Source organism: Pseudomonas sp. Z1-12, assembly GCF_051132015.1.
Classification (GTDB): Bacteria; Pseudomonadota; Gammaproteobacteria; order Pseudomonadales; family Pseudomonadaceae; genus Aquipseudomonas; species Aquipseudomonas zanjanensis.
In genome coordinates this window covers 6,692,897-6,710,316 of sequence record NZ_CP071647.1, presented here as the reverse complement: position 1 = coordinate 6,710,316, position 17,420 = coordinate 6,692,897, and the positions used below count along the sequence as shown (strand labels likewise).

The 17,420-nt window shown below is 63.6% G+C and carries 12 protein-coding genes; 11 read left to right on the top strand and 1 reads right to left on the bottom strand.

The genetic code is table 11. The features are described from left to right. The first annotated feature begins 358 nt into the window (after positions 1-358). The 7 genes from J3P85_RS29375 to J3P85_RS29345 all read left to right on the top strand — a co-directional run bounded on the left by J3P85_RS29375 (position 359) and on the right by J3P85_RS29345 (position 9,584). Complete coding sequence (locus J3P85_RS29375; RefSeq protein WP_434704383.1) at positions 359-1,963, top strand: glycosyltransferase; 1,605 nt, start codon at positions 359-361, stop codon at positions 1,961-1,963. Continuing rightward, positions 1,957-3,249, top strand: coding sequence for a glycosyltransferase (locus J3P85_RS29370; protein WP_434704382.1), 1,293 nt, complete (start codon positions 1,957-1,959; stop codon positions 3,247-3,249). Before J3P85_RS29375 ends, J3P85_RS29370 begins: the two co-directional genes overlap by 7 nt. Beyond that, entirely contained in the window at positions 3,246-4,118 is an 873-nt protein-coding gene (locus tag J3P85_RS29365; protein ID WP_225917674.1) for a class I SAM-dependent methyltransferase, read from the top strand. The genes J3P85_RS29370 and J3P85_RS29365 overlap by 4 nt, the downstream gene beginning before the upstream one ends. After that, entirely contained in the window at positions 4,115-5,269 is a 1,155-nt protein-coding gene (locus tag J3P85_RS29360; protein ID WP_434704381.1) for an acyltransferase family protein, read from the top strand. The genes J3P85_RS29365 and J3P85_RS29360 overlap by 4 nt, the downstream gene beginning before the upstream one ends. Continuing rightward, positions 5,263-6,087, top strand: a complete 825-nt coding sequence (locus tag J3P85_RS29355) for a class I SAM-dependent methyltransferase (RefSeq protein WP_434704380.1) — start codon at positions 5,263-5,265, stop codon at positions 6,085-6,087. Before J3P85_RS29360 ends, J3P85_RS29355 begins: the two co-directional genes overlap by 7 nt. Before the next feature lie 166 nt (positions 6,088-6,253). Next, positions 6,254-7,447 (top strand): DUF3142 domain-containing protein, encoded by a 1,194-nt coding sequence (locus tag J3P85_RS29350; protein WP_434704379.1) that lies wholly within the window; start codon positions 6,254-6,256, stop codon positions 7,445-7,447. After that, positions 7,434-9,584 carry a tetratricopeptide repeat protein gene (locus tag J3P85_RS29345; protein WP_434704378.1) on the top strand — a complete coding sequence of 717 codons (2,151 nt, stop codon included), beginning with the start codon at positions 7,434-7,436 and terminating at the stop codon, positions 9,582-9,584. Before J3P85_RS29350 ends, J3P85_RS29345 begins: the two co-directional genes overlap by 14 nt. 177 nt (positions 9,585-9,761) lie before the next feature. Here the strand turns inward: J3P85_RS29345 and lpdA are convergent, their stop codons facing one another. Next, the gene (gene lpdA / locus J3P85_RS29340; RefSeq protein ID WP_434704377.1) at positions 9,762-11,162 is read right to left on the bottom strand and encodes a dihydrolipoyl dehydrogenase; all 1,401 of its coding nucleotides are present in this window, start codon (positions 11,160-11,162) and stop codon (positions 9,762-9,764) included. 221 nt (positions 11,163-11,383) lie between these two features. On the opposite strand from lpdA, the gene J3P85_RS29335 reads away from it, so the two are divergent. The 4 genes from J3P85_RS29335 to J3P85_RS29320 are packed head-to-tail and all read left to right on the top strand — an operon-like array spanning position 11,384 to position 17,347. Next, a complete protein-coding gene (locus J3P85_RS29335) occupies positions 11,384-13,345 on the top strand; it encodes an SPFH domain-containing protein (RefSeq protein WP_434704376.1) in 1,962 nt (653 codons plus the stop codon). Beyond that, complete coding sequence (gene hflC / locus J3P85_RS29330) at positions 13,342-14,382, top strand: protease modulator HflC (RefSeq protein ID WP_434704375.1); 1,041 nt, start codon at positions 13,342-13,344, stop codon at positions 14,380-14,382. The genes J3P85_RS29335 and hflC overlap by 4 nt, the downstream gene beginning before the upstream one ends. Beyond that, entirely contained in the window at positions 14,379-15,431 is a 1,053-nt protein-coding gene (hflK, locus tag J3P85_RS29325) for a protease modulator HflK (RefSeq protein ID WP_434704374.1), read from the top strand. Before hflC ends, hflK begins: the two co-directional genes overlap by 4 nt. After that, the gene (locus J3P85_RS29320) at positions 15,428-17,347 is read left to right on the top strand and encodes a heavy metal translocating P-type ATPase (protein WP_434704373.1); all 1,920 of its coding nucleotides are present in this window, start codon (positions 15,428-15,430) and stop codon (positions 17,345-17,347) included. The genes hflK and J3P85_RS29320 overlap by 4 nt, the downstream gene beginning before the upstream one ends. The last annotated feature ends 73 nt before the right edge of the window (positions 17,348-17,420 follow it).

Sequence of the window (17,420 nt, the reverse complement as noted above, 5' to 3'; positions counted from 1 at the left end):
GTCACTCAACAATCAGCTTAGCGAAGCATTTGTTGTAGTTGTTTGGTTGCCAATCTGTGCCAATTTCACAGCAATTTCAACAGCGCAAACCGTGACTGACCAGTTCTCATATTTATAGCGGGTTTATTCACATCGAGCGGTTCACGAACCCTTGGCGGATGTGTTTAGAATGCCCCTCGTCACACTTGCCCCTGGTTCCGATCTTCGGATCGAACCGCAAGGGACGGGACCATAAAAAAACAAGAACGAGACGGGTAGCAAGATTAACGACGCGTGGCGGCTCCCGGGCCGGCTCGATGCGTGACTCGACCGTCATGAAGTTGGGGCTGCCGGGATGGCGGCGCCATGATGGGATGCCATGAATTTCATTCTTTACTCGGATGTAAACGATCACTCCATCAGTCAGAGCCTCGGTCGCCCTGAGTACAGCTATTACTTCGTGCTCAAGGCCTATCGCCCCGTGCTGGAAAGCCTAGGGCCAGTGCATGTGGTGTCGTCGGTCGCAGAGGTCGATCCGCTTTATCAAACGTTGCGGCAGGCCGGACAGGACTGCTTGTTCCTTTCGTTTTCCCCCCCGCACAAGACCCCGCTCGACCTGCTGTGCCCGATGGTCTGCGTGGTGGCCTGGGAGTTCGATTCGATCCCGGCCGAGCACTGGGATGACGACCCGCGGCATGACTGGAGCCGCACGCTGGCCCGTCATGGCCGGGTGATTACCCTGTCCAGCCACACGGCCGAGGCGATCCGTCGGACGTTGGGTGAGGATTTCCCAGTGCTGGTGTTGCCCACGCCACTGTGGGAGCGTTTCGCGGCGGTTCGTGAGCAACACCCAAGCCGGCCAATCAACCCCGGAACGACCTTGCAGATCAAGGGTTGCATCATCGACAGTCGGCCCCTCGGGTTGTCGGCGGATGGCTTGATCGCGCCGATTTTCGAAGGTGAGCCGGAACCAGAGCCTAGCGTTGATCCAGACATCGTACCGCCGCCGCTGACTTGGCGGCGGCGGGCATTCATTTCCCGTCATTACCTGCGCGAAGTCGTCCGCGCCTTCACCGGCGGGAGCGAGCAGGGCCCCGTCTGGCTGTTCAAGCACAACCTGCTGTGCTGGTATCGCGAGGCGGTCCGCGACCTGATTCCGGTGCCGGTACGCGTTGCCACCAGCCGGGTCCTGAGGGGGCCAGCGCCGCCGTTAGTCGTCGAGCCCGTTCCTGAGCCCGCTCCACCGGAACATCCCCAAGCCGTCCTGCCGGACACCAGCCAGATGGCGGAAACCGACGTCAGCGGGGTGGTGTACGTCAGCGTGTTCAACCCCGATGACGGTCGCAAGAACTGGCATCAGTTGATCACCGCCTTCTGTTGGGCGCTACGCGACGTCGAAGACGCCACGCTGGTGCTGAAGATGACCCAGAACGATCTGTCGACCTACTACGTCGAGCTGCTGACGCTGCTGTCCCAGCTGTCGCCGTTCAGTTGCCGGGTGGTGGTGATGCACGGTTACCTGGAGGACGAACAATTCGCCCGGCTGTATGGCGCGGCGAGTTTCTACGTCAACGCGTCCCGTTGCGAAGGCCTGTGCCTGCCGCTGATGGAATTCATGTCCTGCGCGCGCCCGGTCATCGCGCCGGACCACACGGCGATGCGCGACTACATCGACGCGCAAGTGGCCTTCATCGTCAAGTCCAGCCGCGAACCCACGATCTGGCCGGAAGACTCGCGCATCTTGTATCGCACCCTGCGCCATCGGCCCGACTGGGGTTCATTGAAACTCGCCTATGAGCAGAGCTACGCCATGGCCAAGCACCAGCCGCAGGTCTACCAGGCCATGGCCGTTGCCGCGAGCGAGCGGATGCGCCGCTTTTGCGGGTTCGCCCCGGTGCAGCAGCGCCTGGCGGATTTCCTGGCGGCGCCAGGCTGTGATGAAGGGCTGTCGCGGGTGGCCCAGGCAGGTACCGCCTCATGTTGATCATCATTTATTCGGAAACCAACCAGAGCAACATCCTGGAAAACCTCGGCAAGCCCGAGTACAGCTATTACTTCGTGCTCAAGGAGTTCCGCCCGGTGCTGGAGCGGTTGGGGCAGGTCGTCGAAGTGACTCGACCTGACGAAGAGGTCGACGAGCTTTATGCCGATTGCCTGGGGCGCGGCGAGGATTGCGTATTCCTGTCGTTTTCTCCGCCGCACCGCACCGCCGCCCACTACGCCTGTCCGACGATCCCGGTGTTCGCCTGGGAGTTCAGCACCATTCCCACCGAAAGCTGGCAGGGCGAGCCCCGGCACGATTGGCGGGTGGTCCTGGGCGCAACCGGCATGGCGATCACCCATTCCAGCTTCACGGTCAAAACCGTTCGCGAGGTGATGGGGGCGGACTTCCCCATCGCCGCCGTCGCCGCGCCGGTATGGGATCGCTTTGCCGCCCGTGGGGCGGCGCTGGCCCAGCGGCCGACAGTGGATCACATGCGCCTGCAATTGCACGGCCTGTTGATCGACAGCCGCACCACCGACCTGCGGCCGTATGGCCCACCGGCGCATCAGGCCGGTATGCCGCTGGTGCTGGACGGCCCGGCCGAGGATTGCGAGTTAATGCTGGACGGTGTGATCTACACCTCCGTGTTCAATCCTTACGACGGTCGCAAGAACTGGAAGGACATGATCAGCGCATTTTGCACGACGTTTCGCGACGTTGCCGACGCAACCCTGGTGCTCAAGCTGACTCATCACGACGTCAGCGCCGCGCTTGCCGACATGCTCCACCATGTCTACAAGAACCAGTCGTACCGCTGTCGCATCGTGCTGATACACGGTTACCTGGCGGACGCGGACTACGAGCGGCTGGTGGAAGCCACCCGGTACGTGGTCAACAGTTCCTACGGCGAAGGGCAGTGCCTGCCGTTGATGGAGTTCATGTCGTGCGGCCGTCCGGCGATTGCGCCGCTGAACACGGCGATGGCCGACTACATCGACCCTGACAACGCCTTCATCGTGGAGTCGACCGAGGAATTGACCGCCTGGCCCCACGACCCGCGTGCCGCGTACCGCACCCTGCGGTATGTCACTGATTGGGACTCGCTGTGTTTGGCCTATCGCGCCAGTTATGACGTGGCCAAGAACGACCCCGAGCGTTATCGCCGGATGTCGGCCCACGCCGTGCGCAGCCTGGAAAAATTCTGCAGCCAGGCCAACGCCGAGCAGCGTTTGCGGGCGTTTTTCGAAGCCATACCCGAGCGGCGCCGGAACGCGCAGCAGCCATGATCCGCCGATGGCTGGCCGGGCTCAGGCCACCGGTCGAACCCTCGCCACCGCCGACGGCGGCCGTTTCGCCCCGGGATGCCGGCCTCTACGACGCGATGCTCGACGGTTGGTTTTGCAGTGAAACCGGTGAATTGCTCAAGGGCTTTGCCATCACGGCCGAGGATACTTTGCTGGATGTCGGCTGCGGCGAAGGCGTGGCAACCCTGTTTGCAATGCGCCAGGGCGCGTCCGTGATCTTTACCGACAGCGAACAGGACAAGGTGCGCGACCTCGCCCGCCAGGTCGAAGCCCAAGCCGCTGCGCCGTTCCTGGGCCTGGTCAGCAACAGCCTGCCGCTGCCCTTGGCCGATGGCTGTGCGAACAAGATCGTCTGCATGGAAGTGCTCGAGCATATCCCTGATCCAGCGCCGTTCATGGCCGAACTGGTGCGCATGGGCCGGCCCGGGGCGCAGTACCTGCTCAGCGTGCCGGCCTCGGTGGGCGAGCATTTGCAGCAAGGCATCGCGCCGCCGGGCTACTTTCAAGCGCCCAACCATGTGCAGATTTTCACTGCCGAACGATTCGCTGCGCTGGTGGAAGACGCCGGGCTGGTGATCGAGCATCGTCAGGCCAGCGGATTTTTCTGGGTCATGGGCATGATTTTCTTCTGGGCCAGCGAACGGGCGGCGGGCCGGGACCTCGAGGGGGCCGTGCGCGACCGCATCCAGGCACCGTACCCACCGTTGATGGAGCGCTGGGCGAGCCTCTGGCAGGACCTGCTGGCGCAGCCCGACGGCTTGGCGATCAAGCAGGGGCTGGACCGGTTCATGCCCAAGAGCCAGGTCATCATCGCGCGTAAACCCGATCGTTCTTCCGGGAGTCCTTCATGAGCAGCAAGCGGATCATGGACATCGAGTTGTTGCGCGCCGTTGCGGTGATCGGCGTGTTGTTCCATCACCTGCAAGGCATGCCGTTTCCTGGCGGATGGCCGCGCCTGGCGGCCCTGGCCGACAGTTTCCAGCTGTGGTGGGGCGTGGACCTGTTCTTCGCGATTTCCGGGTTCGTCATCGGACGCAGCCTGATCCCGCAATTGCGGCGCTGCGACAACCCCCGGCAATTCTGGGCCGTCACCCGGGACTTCTGGATTCGCCGGGCGTTTCGCCTGTTGCCGTCGGCCTGGTTCTGGCTGCTGCTGGTGCTGTTCGCGGTGTTCTTCCTGAACCGCTCCGGGGCGTTTGGCAGCGTGCAGGCCAACCTGCAGGCGACGCTGGCCGGTTTCCTGCAATTCGCCAACCTGCGTTTTGCCGATGCCTTCATGCAGTATGAATACGGCGCAAGCTTCGTGTACTGGACGCTGTCGCTGGAAGAGCAGTTCTACCTGATCCTGCCGTTGCTGGTGTTCGTCTCGCGTCGCTACCTGGTGTGGGTGTTGCTGGCGGTGGTGCTGGTGCAATTCTTCACTTGGCGGGCGCTGTGGTTGTCGGTGATCCGTACCGATGCCTTGGCGCTGGGTGTGTTGTTGTCGATCTGGAGCCTGCGGCCCAGCTACTGGCGCTTCGAGCCCACGTGGTTGCGCCGCCCGCCCATGGGCGTGCTGCTGGTGCTGGGCCTTGGCAGCGTGATGGCCTGGATCGCCACCGAGCATTTCAATTTGTCGTTCTACCGTCTCGGGGTCATTGCCGTGCTCAGCGCCGTGCTGGTCTGGGTGGCCTCGTATGATCGGGATTATCTGTTGCCCCGCGGTCGACTGAAAACGGCGCTGACTTGGGTGGGCAGTCGTTCCTATGGGATCTACCTGATTCACATCCCGGTGTTTTTCCTGCTGCGCGAATTGTGGTTTCGTTTCGCCCCCTTGGGCTCGCCGGACCCGGCAAGCCATCCCTGGCCGGCGCTGGTGTGTGCGTTGTTGTTGATCGGGCTGTTGAGCGAGCTCAATTACCGCTGGGTCGAAATGCCCATGCGCAACCGTGGTGCCCGGCTGGTCGAACGCCTGTCCGCCGCCCGAACCGTCCTTCCTCTCCCTGGAGCCCCGACATGCTGAGCCTTTTGAAGAAACTCACCACGGGCATGCCCGCGCCCGCCGAGCCGGCCGCCGAGAAAGTCGACCCGTATATGCTCGGGCTACACGATGCGATGCTCAGCGGCTGGTTCAACCAGCAAACCGGCGAACTGTTCACGGGTTTCCCGGTGACGCCTGAAGACACGCTGCTGGACGTGGGCTGCGGCGACGGCGGCAACGTGCATTTTTGTGGAATGCGCGGGGCGAAGATCATCATTGCCGACATCGACGCGGCCAAGGTCGAAGCCACTCGCCAGCGCTTGAGCGACACCCCCGCGCGCGAAGTCGAGTGCCACGTGACCGACTGCAACCCGCTGCCGATTGCCGACGCCACGGCCACCCGGGTGGTGTCCACCGAAGTCATCGAGCACGTCGACGACCCGGCGCAGTTCCTCGCCGAGCTGGTGCGGGTCGGCCAGCCCGGTGCGCTGTACCTGCTGAGCGTGCCGCACCCCAGTTCCGAAGACCTGCAAAAGGACATCGCCGCACCGGAGTACTTCCGCAAGCCCAACCACATCCGCATCATCAGCGAAGAGCAGTTCAAGGTGATGGTCAGCGAGGCCGGCTTGGAAGTGTTGAGCCACAGCCAATACGGATTCTATTGGTCGATGTGGATGCTGTTGTTCTGGGAGGCCAAGGTCGATTTCAGCAACCCCGACCACCCGTTGCTCAATCATTGGGCCGACACCTGGCAAGCCGTGCTGAATTCGCCGCGCGGCGCGCAGATCAAGCAGGCGCTGGACGCGGTGGTGGCCAAGAGTCAGGTCATTATTGCGCGTAAGCCTGGCGCGCGCTCCTAGCAGCAAGGGCGCCTTTTGTGGCGAGGGAGCTTGCTCCCGCTGGGTTGCGAAGCGACCCCTTTTGGTGGGCGCTGCGCACCCAAGCGGGAGCAAGCTCCCTCGCCACAGATATTCGTCAGGATCCGGGGGGCGTAATCTGCCAGACTTTTATGGATGGTAAGGCTTCATGACGTTTCTTTTCCGGCTCGCCCTGGCCCTCGCCGCGTTGCTTCTAGGGGGCTGCGAACAATCTCCGGCGCCGGCCCTCGATCAACAACTCTATATCTGGCAACGCCAATGGACCCCGGCCCACGGGCTGGCGCTGCGCCAAAGCCAGGGTGACTTTTCCACGCTGCGGGTGCTGGCGTTGCAGGCGTTTCCCGGGGCGGGCTGGCGTCGTGCGCGGATCGATCCGGCCTTGCTCAAGGCGGACGGCCGTCCGCTGATCGCCGTGATTCGCCTGGACGGCCAGCTCAAGGCCCTGGACCAGGACGAAGTCATCGCGCAAATCCAGCAAGTGCTGGGCGATTGGCATGCCCAAGGCCTGACCCCGGTGGGCGTGGAGATCGACCACGATGCTGGCAATGCACGGTTGCCGGCCTATGGACAATTCCTCGGCCAACTGCGGCACAGCCTGCCGGCCAATCTGCGGCTCAGCATCACGGCGCTACCGGCCTGGCTCGACAGCCCCGCATTGCCGGGCTTGCTGGAAACGGTGGACAGCAGCGTGCTGCAGGTCCACGCGGTGAGTGATCCACGGCAAGGCCTTTTCGATCCGGAACAGGCCCGACGCTGGGCGCAACGCTGGGGTGAACTCACCTCGCAGCCGTTTTACCTGGCCCTGCCGGCCTACGGCGTGGCGCTGCTGACCCAGGAGAGCGGCATGCCGGTGGTGGAAAGCGAAGTGCCGGTCGACCGCGGCGGCGAGCGTCAGGAATTGCTGGCCGATCCGCAACAAGTGGCCGGGCTTGCGGCAGATTTGCGGGCGGATCCGCCACGACATCTTGCCGGGCTGATCTGGTTTCGCCTGCCCCTGGCCGGTGACCGACGGGCATGGAGCCTGACCACGCTCGGTGCTGTCGCTCGGGGCGATCATCTGGACAGTCGCCTGGCGTTGCAGTGGGAGCAGCAGGACGGCTTGTACGATATCCGCCTGGTCAACCAGGGCAATCTCGACAGTCCCTGGCCCCAGCGCCTGACGCTGACGGTCGGCGCCTGTGACGGTGTCGATGCCCTGGCCGGTTATACGTTGCAACAAACTCCCGGACTGCTTACCTTCACCCGCATTCAGGAAGGCCGCTTGGCGGCGGGTAGCCAACGGGCAATCGGCTGGGCGCGCTGTACGAAAATTGACCAAGGAGGTTTCAATGTTTACCCGTGAGTGGCCTCGTCACCTGCTGTGCCTGAGCCTGTGCCTGCCGCTGGGCCCGGCGTTGGCCTGCGGGCCGGATTTCCCGATGCGCCTGCTGGATAACCGCGCCCAGACGCTGGCGGATTTGCCCGAAGGCAGCTTTCGCTTCGAGGTCAGCCGTCTCGGCCAGGCGATTGCCGGACTCAAGCCGGCCACCGAGGCGACGCGCAACCCGGACTACAACTATGACGACCAGGCTTCCTACGTGGAGCAACGCACCAAGGCCGAACAGATTGGGCTGACTGCGCCGCAACAAGCGGTGGTGGAGCGCTTGCGGGCGCTTGCCGACATCGACCAGGTAGCGGCTGAAGCGGCCAAGCTACCGGATGAATTGCGCCTGTATGCGCTCGGCGCGGCGGCTTTTAATGTCGGTGAACATCAGCGCGCCGTGGAGGCCTTCCAGCAATTGCTGGCATTGCCGGCTGAGCAACGTCGGTTGCGCAGCACCTGGGCCGCGTATTCCCTGGGACGGGCCTTGTTCGCCGTGAGCACCGAGGCGGGCAGTGGCGACCCCGTGGCCTTGCAGGACCAGGCGCGCGCATCGTTTCGCCAGGCCCGGGAAATGAGCATTGCCGGCTTCAGCGATCCGTTGGAACTGGGTATTGCCAGCCTCGGTGAAGAAGCCCGGGTGGCCTACACCGCAGACGACTGGGACAGCGCCATCGGCCTGTACGCGATCCAGAACCTGCAAGGCTCACCGGTCGGCTACAGCTCGTTGCTGCAATTGGCACAAGGCTTGAGCGTCCAGCCAGATGAACGCTTGAGTGAATTGCTCAAGACCAAGTCGGTGCAACGGCTGGTCACCGCCTATCTGCTCAGTCGCGTCGGCTGGTGGGACGGTGAAGAACCGTCGGGTGAGAAAAGGCTGGTCAAGCTGTTACAGGCCAACGCTCGGGACAACCTGGACGATGCCGACCGTTTGGCGGCGGTGAGTTACCAGCACGGCGATTACGCCAGCGCCCAGGCATTTGTGCAAAAGGCTGCCGACACAGGCCTCGCCTGGTGGGTGCGCGCCAAGCTGGCCTTGCGCGATGGCGACAAGGTGGCCGCGGCGGCAGCTTATGCCAAGGCTGCCCAGGCCTTTCCGAACGATGAGTCCTGGGGCAACCGTCGCACACCGGATTGGAACTACGAGTCGGTGCAGCCCAAGTGCCGGGTCGAGGGTGAAAGCGCAATCCTGGCCTTGCAGCGCGGTGATTATCTGCAAGCCTTCGATCAGCTCTATCGCGGCCAGGGCAACTATTGGTACGACGCCGCCGCCGTCGCCGAGCGGGTGCTCACGGTGGATGAGCTCAAGCAGTACGTCGACGCCCAAGTCCCGGCGCCACCGGCGTTGAGCCAGGCGGATCGAGACAACTACGTGCCGCTGCCCGTGGCCGCGAGCCTGCGCAATCTGCTGGGTCGGCGTTTGCTGAGGGAAGGGCGCTTTGATGAGGCGCCGGCTTATTTCGATAACCCGGAACTGCAAGATAGGGCCCGCGCCTATGGGCAATTACGCCAGGATGCAGAGTCCAAATGGTGGCCAACCCGGCGGGCCGAGGCGTATTTCGATGCGTCCCGGATGGCGCGTAAATGGGGCATGGAACTGCTCGGCTATGAGATGGCGCCGGATTACGCCAGCCTGGGCGGCAACTACAGCCTGGAACCGGTCGAGCTGAAGGTCGGGCCGCTGGTGGCCGAAGGGGAAGTGCAACGCCAGCAGGCCAGCGCCGCGCAGCCGGACGTGCGTTACCACTATCGGTTTGTCGCTACGGCGTTGGCGAGCCAAGCGGCGGATTATCTGCCCCATACCAGCCAGGCGTTTGCGGCGGTGCTGTGCAAAGCCGTGGGATACAACTCCAGCCTTGAAGAGCAAAGCGCGTTGTACCAGCGTTATGTGAAGGACGGTCCGTATGTGGTTTGGGCCGGGGATTTCGGCCATCAATGCCAGGAACCGGATTTCAGCTCGGCGAACAAACGCTACGTGACCCAGGCCTTGGACCCGATCCGCTCGACGCTGCGGCCTTACAAGGTTTGGCTGCAAGTGGGAGGGGCCGTGCTGGTGGTGGCCATGGCGTTGGGGCTGATCAGCCGGCGCCGGCGCAAGGCGCGGATGTCGGCCAGCTAAACTGACGGCCAGCCGAACCCAAATTGTGGCGAGGGAGCTTGCTCCCGCTCGGCTGCGTAGCGGCCGTCATTTTGCGAGTCCGCTGCCTGACCTGGGAAACGATGGGGACCGCTTCGCGGTCCAGCGGGAGCAAGCTCCCTCGCCACAAAAGATTGTTCGCTCCAGCTTTGCGTGTTCCTACATCTGCGTCGCCATCCCCTCCACATTCATGGCCGCCTGGCGCAACGCCTCCGAGCGGGTAGGGTGGGGGTGGCAGGTCAGGGCGATGTCCTCGGCCGAGGCGCTGAACTCCATGGCCACGCAGTACTCACCGATCATCTCGCTGACGCTCGGGCCCACCAGGTGCACGCCAAGGATTTCATCGGTGCGTTCATCGGCCAGGACCTTGGCGAACCCTTCGGTCTCGTGGTTGATCTTGGCCCGGCTGTTGGCGGTGAACGGAAACTTGCCGACCTTGTAGGCCCGGCCTTCAGCCTTGAGTTGTTCCTCGGTCTTGCCGACGCTGGCCAGTTCCGGACGGGTGTAGATGACGTTGGGGATCAGCCCATAGTTGACCTCGGCGGCCTTGCCGGCGATCTGTTCGATGCAGGCCATGGCTTCGTCTTCGGCCTTGTGGGCCAGCATCGGTCCGGCCGTCACGTCGCCAATCACCCAGACGCCGGGCGCTTCGGTGCGGTGACGCTGGTTGGCGAGCATGCCGCGTTTGTCGGTGCTCAACCCGACGTGCTCCAGCCCCAGCCCTTGCGTGTAGGGCCGACGACCGATGGCGACCAGCACATAATCGGCGTCCAGGGTCTGTGCTTCTCCGCCCGCTGCTGGTTCGACCTGCAATTGCACGCCGCTGGCCGAAGTAGCGGCGCCGGTGACCTTCGCACTCAACTTGAATTGGATGCCTTGTTTAGCCAAGGCCCGTTGCAAGGTCTTGCCGGCCTCGGCGTCCACGCCCGGGCAGATACGATCCAGGTATTCCACCACGGTGACCTGGGCGCCCAGGCGCCGCCAGACCGAGCCCAGTTCCAGGCCGATCACACCGGCACCGATCACCACCAGATGCCGGGGCACCTCACCCAGGGACAAGGCACCGGTGGAGTCGAGGATGCGTTGGTTATCGATGGTCACGCCTGGCAGCGGCATGGGCTCCGAGCCGGTGGCGATGACGATGTCCTTGGCGCTCAGTTCGGTCTTGGTCCCATCGTCAGCGGTGACGGTCACCTTGCCCGGCCCGTCGATGTGGCCCCAACCTTTGATCCAATCGACTTTGTTCTTGCGAAACAGAAACTCGATGCCTTTGGTCAGGCCCGCCACGCTGTCGTCTTTCTGCTTCATCATTTGCGCAAGATTGAGCGTGGGGCTGACTTCAATGCCCAGGTTGGCGAACTCCGCGCCCATGGCCGCTTCGTACAGTTCCGAGGCATGCAGCAGCGCCTTGGAGGGCATGCAACCAACGTTCAGGCAAGTGCCGCCCAGGGTGGCTCGGCCTTCGACGCAGGCGGCCTTCAGTCCCAACTGCCCGGCCCGAATCGCCGCGTTATACCCGCCAGGGCCGCCGCCCAGAATGACCACGTCGTAGTTGCTCATCGCTGTTCTCCCGCTTGGCCTGATAAAAAATTATGGCTGTAATATGAGCGTTTCCAGAGATTTCGGTCAAGGCTTAAGTCAAGCGGCCAGCGAGGGCCTTGCCATGAAGAATTCAAAACGGAAATTTCACAGCAATCGTTATAAGGTAACGACCTATAACAGAGTGTCGGTGGCGTCTGCCCACGGGCCCGGATTTTGATCGCCACAAGTGCTGGGGTGGTATGCAAGTCGATCTAGCTATCGAGGGGGCACAAGTGGCCGAATGGCCGCGTTTTCAGCAAGCGTCGTTCCAAGGGCGCCGCTTGAAACGGATCGCCTTCGCCTTGGGAAGCGTGGCGGGCATGGGCCTGGTACTGGCGTTTTTTATCGGGGTGTTTTCGCCGCAATCGCTGTGGCCAGCCTTGTTGGTCAGCCAAGGTGCGGGGCTGTTGGTGCTGGTGGCAGGCTTGCAATCGGCCTGGTGGGTGACGTTATGGCGCAGCAAAGCGCTGTTGCCGGCTGTGGATAACCTGCCGATTGAAAACGTGCCTGTTGATAACCTGGGTTGGTATGAGCGGTTGCTGGACCGCATCGGCGCACGCTCGGTCGGCCTGCTCAAGCAAATCGGTGCGCCTACGCTGTGGCTGGCCGGTTGGGCGGTGCTGGCATTATTGAGCCTGGAGCAAGCCTGGGACTTGCAACTGCCCGCCGCCGTCCTCGGGGTCTCGGCCAGTGTGGGGGCGGTGCTGTCGTTGTTGTTGGCGTTCGGGTTATTGGTATTCGAGCGGCAATTGGCTCAGCAATCCACGGCGCAATGGCCGGAAGCGCCGGCGCTGGCGCAACTGACCCGAGTGGCGATCATCGTGCTGGTGCTCGGCGCCTTGTGCTTGCTGTTCGCCACCGAAACGTCGCTCTGGCCGATGCGCCTGGCGGTACTGATGGGGCTATTGCCGGGGCTGGTGGCGGCGGAGTTGTTGCTGCGCGCGGTGCTGTCGTTATTCATTCCGCGCCGGGAAAGCCTGGAACCGACGCTGCTGGGGCGCAGCGTCATCGCCGATCTGCTGCGCTGGCCGCCGCAACCGTTGCTGGCCTTGCAGCATGAGCTGCACAACCGTTTTGGCATCGACCTGCGCCAGATCTGGGCCTTCAGCTACATGCGCCGGGCTTTTTTGCCGGTGTTGGCGCTGGTGGCGCTGGTGGGCTGGTTGTTGACGGGCGTACATGAAGTGCCGCTGCAAGGGCGGGGCATCTATGAGCGTTTCGGTAAACCGGTTGAAGTATTTGGCCCCGGTTTGCACGTCGCGTTGCCTTGGCCGTGGGGCAGGGTGCTCAACGTCGAGAATGGTGTTGTGCATGAGCTGGCGACGAGCGTCGCGGATAACCGGGCGATGATCGAGGCTGCGCCGGCGGAAGGCCCGGCGCCGGCAATTGCCAATCGGTTGTGGGACGCCAGCCATGTGAACGACAAATCCCAGGTCATTGCCAGCCGTCGTGCCGACCAACAGAGCTTCCAGATCGTCAACATGGACGTGCGGTTTGTCTATCGCATCGGCCTGACTGATGCTGCGGCATTGGCGGCAACCTACAACAGCGCCGATGTGCCAACGCTGATCCGCAGCACCGCTAGCCGCATCCTCGTGCATGAATTTGCTTCGCGTACGTTGGATGGTTTGCTGGGTGCGGACCGTGTCAGTCTGGCCGACGAAATTGGTCGCGCCGTGCAGGCGGATTTGCAGTCGCTCGACAGCGGTGTGGAAATCCTGGCGACGGTGGTGGAGGCGATTCATCCGCCGGCCGGTGCGGCCAATGCCTACCACGGCGTGCAGGCGGCGCAGATCGGCGCCCAAGCCTTGATCGCCCGGGAGCGTGGTGCGGCGGCGGAACAGACCAACCAAGCGCAGTTACAGGCCAGCATCGCCCATGACCAGGCCACTGCCACGGCCCAGGAAATCAACGCGACCGCCCAGGCTGCCGATTTGCGTTTCAGCGCCGACCGCAAAGCCTACGCCACGGCGGGGCACGCTTTTATGCTGGAACACTATTTGAGCCAACTGAGCCAGGGCCTCGGCAATGCCCAGTTGCTGATTCTCGATCATCGCCTGGGCGGCGGCGGCAACGCGCCGACCATCGACTTGCGTACCTTCACGCTGCCGGCCGACCCCGCGTCGCCGCGTAACCCTGCCTCACCAGGAGCTGCCCATTGAGCCAGTCCTCTTCACACGGTCACCACGACCACGCCGGTCACGATCACGGCCATGGCGGTCATCACCACGGCCATCATCACCACCATCACGGCGATCCGCAGCAAGCCGGTCCGTTTCCTTGGCGACGGATGGGCTGGGCGGCGCTGCTGGTGGTATTTGCCGTCGCGGCCGCGAGCCTGGTGCAGGTGCGTTCGGGAGAGGCCACGGTCATTACCCGTTTCGGTAATCCGGCCCGGGTGTTACTGCAACCCGGCCTGGGGTGGCGCTGGCCGGCACCGTTCGAGGCGGCGATCCCGGTGGACCTGCGATTGCGTACCACATCCAGCGGCCTGCAGGACGTCGGTACCCGCGACGGACTGCGGATCATCGTCCAGGCGTATGTGGCTTGGCAGGTGCAGGGTGATCCGGACAACGTGCAGCGTTTCATGCGCGCGGTGCAGAACCAACCGGACGAAGCGGCGCGACAGATCCGCACGTTCGTCGGCTCGGCGCTGGAAACCACGGCCGCCAGTTTCGACTTGGCGAACCTGGTCAACACCGATGCCAGCCAGGTGCGCATCGCCGATTTCGAAGCCCAGCTGCGTCAGCAGATCGATCAACAATTGCTCACTACTTACGGCGTGCGTGTGTTGCAAGTCGGTATCGAGCGCTTGACCTTGCCCTCTGTGACACTGACCGCAACGGTGGATCGCATGCGAGCCGAGCGCGAGACGATCGCCACTGAACGCACCGCCATCGGCAAGCGGGAAGCGGCGCAGATTCGCTCCGCCGCGGAACGTGATGCCCGCGTGGTGCAAGCGGATGCAACGGTGAAGGCAGCAGATATCGAAGCGCAGTCCCGGGTAGAAGCGGCCGAGATTTATGGTCGGGCATACGCTGGCTCCCCGCAGCTCTACAACTTGCTCCGTTCGCTGGACACCTTGGGCACCATCGTCGGTCCTGGCACCAAGCTCATTTTGCGCACCGATGCCGCGCCATTCCGCGTGCTGGTGGACGGCCCTGCTTCCGTAGAAGGCAAAGGTGGAACACAACCATGAGTGTGGTTCCACGTGGAACAAACGAGTTATCCAGCCCGTGGATCCAGGCCGGGCGCCTGGCGTTCCTGGCGCTTTACGCCGTGACGGTGTTGGCGGCGTTGGCTTGGGTCTTTTCCAATGTGCGGCAAATCGATCCGCAGAATCGCGCGGTGGTCCTGCACTTTGGCGCCTTGGATCGAGTCCAGAATGCCGGTCTCTTACTGGCGTGGCCGCGCCCCGTGGAACAAGTGATCCTGCTCCCTGCCGCGGATCGGGTGCTTGAGCGGCGGGTGGAAAATCTGCTGCGCTCGGATGCGGCCCTGCAAGCCGATCGTGTCGCCAGTTTCGCCACGCCGGTCAGCGATGCGTTGGCCGGTTCTGGTTATTTATTGACCGGTGATGCCGGCGTGGTGCAACTGGATGTGCGCGTGTTTTACAAAGTCACCGACCCTTACGCTTTCGTCTTGCAAGGCGAACATGTCCTGCCGGCGTTGGATCGGCTGACGACTCGCAGCGCCGTGGCGCTGACGGCGGCCCGGGACCTCGACACTATTCTGGTGGCTCGCCCCGAACTGATGGGCAGCGATAATCAGGCCGCCGAGCGGCGCGAACGCTTGCGGGGTGATCTGGTGCAGGGGCTTAACCGGCGCCTGGCTGACCTGGCGGCGACCGGGCAGGGGCTGGGTATCGTAGTGGTGCGGGTCGATGTGCAATCGACTCTGCCGGGGCCGGCGGTGAGTGCGTTCAACGCGGTGCTGACCGCCAGCCAGCAGGCCGACAAAGCCGTTGCCAACGCTCGCACCGAAGCGGAAAAACTCACCCAGGCCGCTCGCCAAGACGCAGACCGTGCGGTGCAAGTCGCCCATGCCCAGGCCAGCGAACGACTCGCCAAGGCTTCGGCCGACACGGCCACGGTGCTCGGCCTGGCGAAAACCCAAGGCAGCGATCCGCAAATGCTGCTGCGCCTGTATCGCGAACGCATGCCCGCCATCCTTCGACAGGCCGGTTCCGTGACCACGGTCGACCCAAAAGACGATTCTCGTCTGATCATCCAGGGAGCCGGCCAATGAGCGCCCAAACCCCCGCAGCACCGATGTTGTCCTCGGCGGAACAACGCACCGCAGCTCGGCAATTGACCTTGGCAATGGTCGCCCTCGGCTTGCTCGCATTGGGCCTGGCATGGCGCGGCTGGTCGCCGGAGCAGAGCGGTGTCAGCCAACTGCTGTTGGGGTTCGCCTCGCTGCTGGTGGCGGTGCCGGTGATGCGTTCGGCCTGGTACAGCTTGCGTTACCCAAGCCTGCACGGGATTACTGACCAACTGATCGCCCTGGCGATGCTCGGCGCCTGGGCCACCGGCGACCTGCTGACGGCGGCGTTACTGCCGATCATCATGATCTTCGGCCATGTGCTGGAAGAGCGCAGTGTCATTGGTTCCCAGGAAGCGATCCATGCCCTTGGCCAATTGACCCGCAGCCAAGGTCGCAAAGTGCAGGCCGATGGCTCGATCATCAATGTCGACAATGCGACTCTCCAGCCTGGCGATGTCGTCGAGGTACGCGCCGGCGACCGAGTGCCGGCCGATGGCCGGGTGTTGTCCGGTCAGGCCAGCCTCGACACCGCGCCCATCACCGGTGAATCGGTGCCGCTGGAGGCGGTCGTTGGCACCGAGGTTTATGGCGGGGCGATCAATCTGGACGGCCTGCTGCGCCTGGAAGTGACCCGCACCGGCGAAGCGTCCACCCTGGGCAAAGTCATTGCCCTGATGCAAAACGCCGAACGTTCCAAGCCACCCATTACCCGTTTGTTGGAGCGCTATGCCGGCAGCTACTTGGTATTGGTGCTGTTGCTGGCAGCCGTGACCTGGTTCGTCACCAACGATGCCCAGGCGATGTTGGCGGTGTTGGTGGCGGCGTGTCCTTGCGCGTTGGTGCTGTCGGCGCCAGCCACGGCCATTGCCGGCATTGCGGTGGCGGCGCGCCACGGGATCCTGATCCGCAGCTCGGCCTTCCTGGAAGAACTGGCGGACCTGACCTCGTTGGTGGTCGATAAGACCGGCACCTTGACCTACGGCGTGCTGCGTCTGCAATCCATCGAACGTGCCCAGGATGCCCACGCATCGTTGTTGCTGCCATTGGCCGCCAGCCTGGGTTCGGCCAGCAGTCATCCGGTCAGTCGTGCATTGGCGGGGTTGGTGGAACAGGAAAACGGCCTGCCGCTGTGGGAGATCCGTGAGCGCCAAGGGTTGGGTGTGGTCGCCATGACCGCACAGGGGGAAGCGGCCCTCGGTCGGCCGGAATTGTTTGCACAGCTGGGCATTCAAACATCGGCGATCCCTGAGCACGATGGTCCAATTGCCGGGCTGGCCCTGGACGGGCAATTTCTTGCCTGGCTGCTGCTGGCCGACAGCGTCAAGCCGGAGGCGCAGATGGCCATGGCTGAACTGCGGGAGTTGGGTCTGGGCCGCCAGTTGCTGTTGACCGGCGACCGTCAGAGCGTGGCTGCGACCCTGGCCCGGGACGTGGGCATCGGCGATGTGCAAGCCCAGGCCTTGCCGGAAGACAAACTTGAACGGGTCATGGCTGAAATCGACCATGGGTTCCGCCCCATGGTGGTAGGCGATGGCATCAACGATTCCCTGGCGCTCAAGGCCGGGGTGGTAGGTGTGGCCATGGGCGCGGGCGGTGCCGACATCGCCCTGGCGTCGGCGGACATCGTGTTGATCGGCAGCGACCTGCGGCGCCTCGGCACCTGCGTGCGGTTGAGTCGCCAGTGCCGACGCACGCTGCAGGTCAACGTGATCATTGGCTTGGGTTGGACGTTGGCCATCGTTGCGTTTGCCGCTTTCGGTTGGCTTGGCGCGGCGGGGGCGATGATCGCAGCGTTGCTGCACAATTTAAGCACGCTGCTAGTCTTGGGTAATGCCGGGCGCTTGCTGCGCTTCCATGAGCCATTGCTCAAGGTCCAAGCGAAAGGCACCGTCGGATAGCTTCAGGCGAACTGTGCGCCACACGCGCAGTCTGCTGTTGGAGAGGGCATACCGCCGCGGGACTTACCCGTCA

Bases quoted from the DNA above. Each gene is read 5' to 3' on its own strand.
- J3P85_RS29370 (WP_434704382.1), top strand. From the start codon at position 1,957: ATGTTGATCATCATTTATTCGGAAACCAACCAGAGCAACATCCTGGAA.
- J3P85_RS29350 (WP_434704379.1), top strand. From the start codon at position 6,254: ATGACGTTTCTTTTCCGGCTCGCCCTGGCCCTCGCCGCGTTGCTTCTA.
- lpdA (WP_434704377.1), bottom strand. From the start codon at position 11,162: ATGAGCAACTACGACGTGGTCATTCTGGGCGGCGGCCCTGGCGGGTAT.
- J3P85_RS29345 (WP_434704378.1), top strand. From the start codon at position 7,434: ATGTTTACCCGTGAGTGGCCTCGTCACCTGCTGTGCCTGAGCCTGTGC.
- J3P85_RS29355 (WP_434704380.1), top strand. From the start codon at position 5,263: ATGCTGAGCCTTTTGAAGAAACTCACCACGGGCATGCCCGCGCCCGCC.
- J3P85_RS29365 (WP_225917674.1), top strand. From the start codon at position 3,246: ATGATCCGCCGATGGCTGGCCGGGCTCAGGCCACCGGTCGAACCCTCG.
- J3P85_RS29320 (WP_434704373.1), top strand. From the start codon at position 15,428: ATGAGCGCCCAAACCCCCGCAGCACCGATGTTGTCCTCGGCGGAACAA.
- J3P85_RS29375 (WP_434704383.1), top strand. From the start codon at position 359: ATGAATTTCATTCTTTACTCGGATGTAAACGATCACTCCATCAGTCAG.
- J3P85_RS29335 (WP_434704376.1), top strand. From the start codon at position 11,384: ATGCAAGTCGATCTAGCTATCGAGGGGGCACAAGTGGCCGAATGGCCG.
- J3P85_RS29360 (WP_434704381.1), top strand. From the start codon at position 4,115: ATGAGCAGCAAGCGGATCATGGACATCGAGTTGTTGCGCGCCGTTGCG.
- hflK (WP_434704374.1), top strand. From the start codon at position 14,379: ATGAGTGTGGTTCCACGTGGAACAAACGAGTTATCCAGCCCGTGGATC.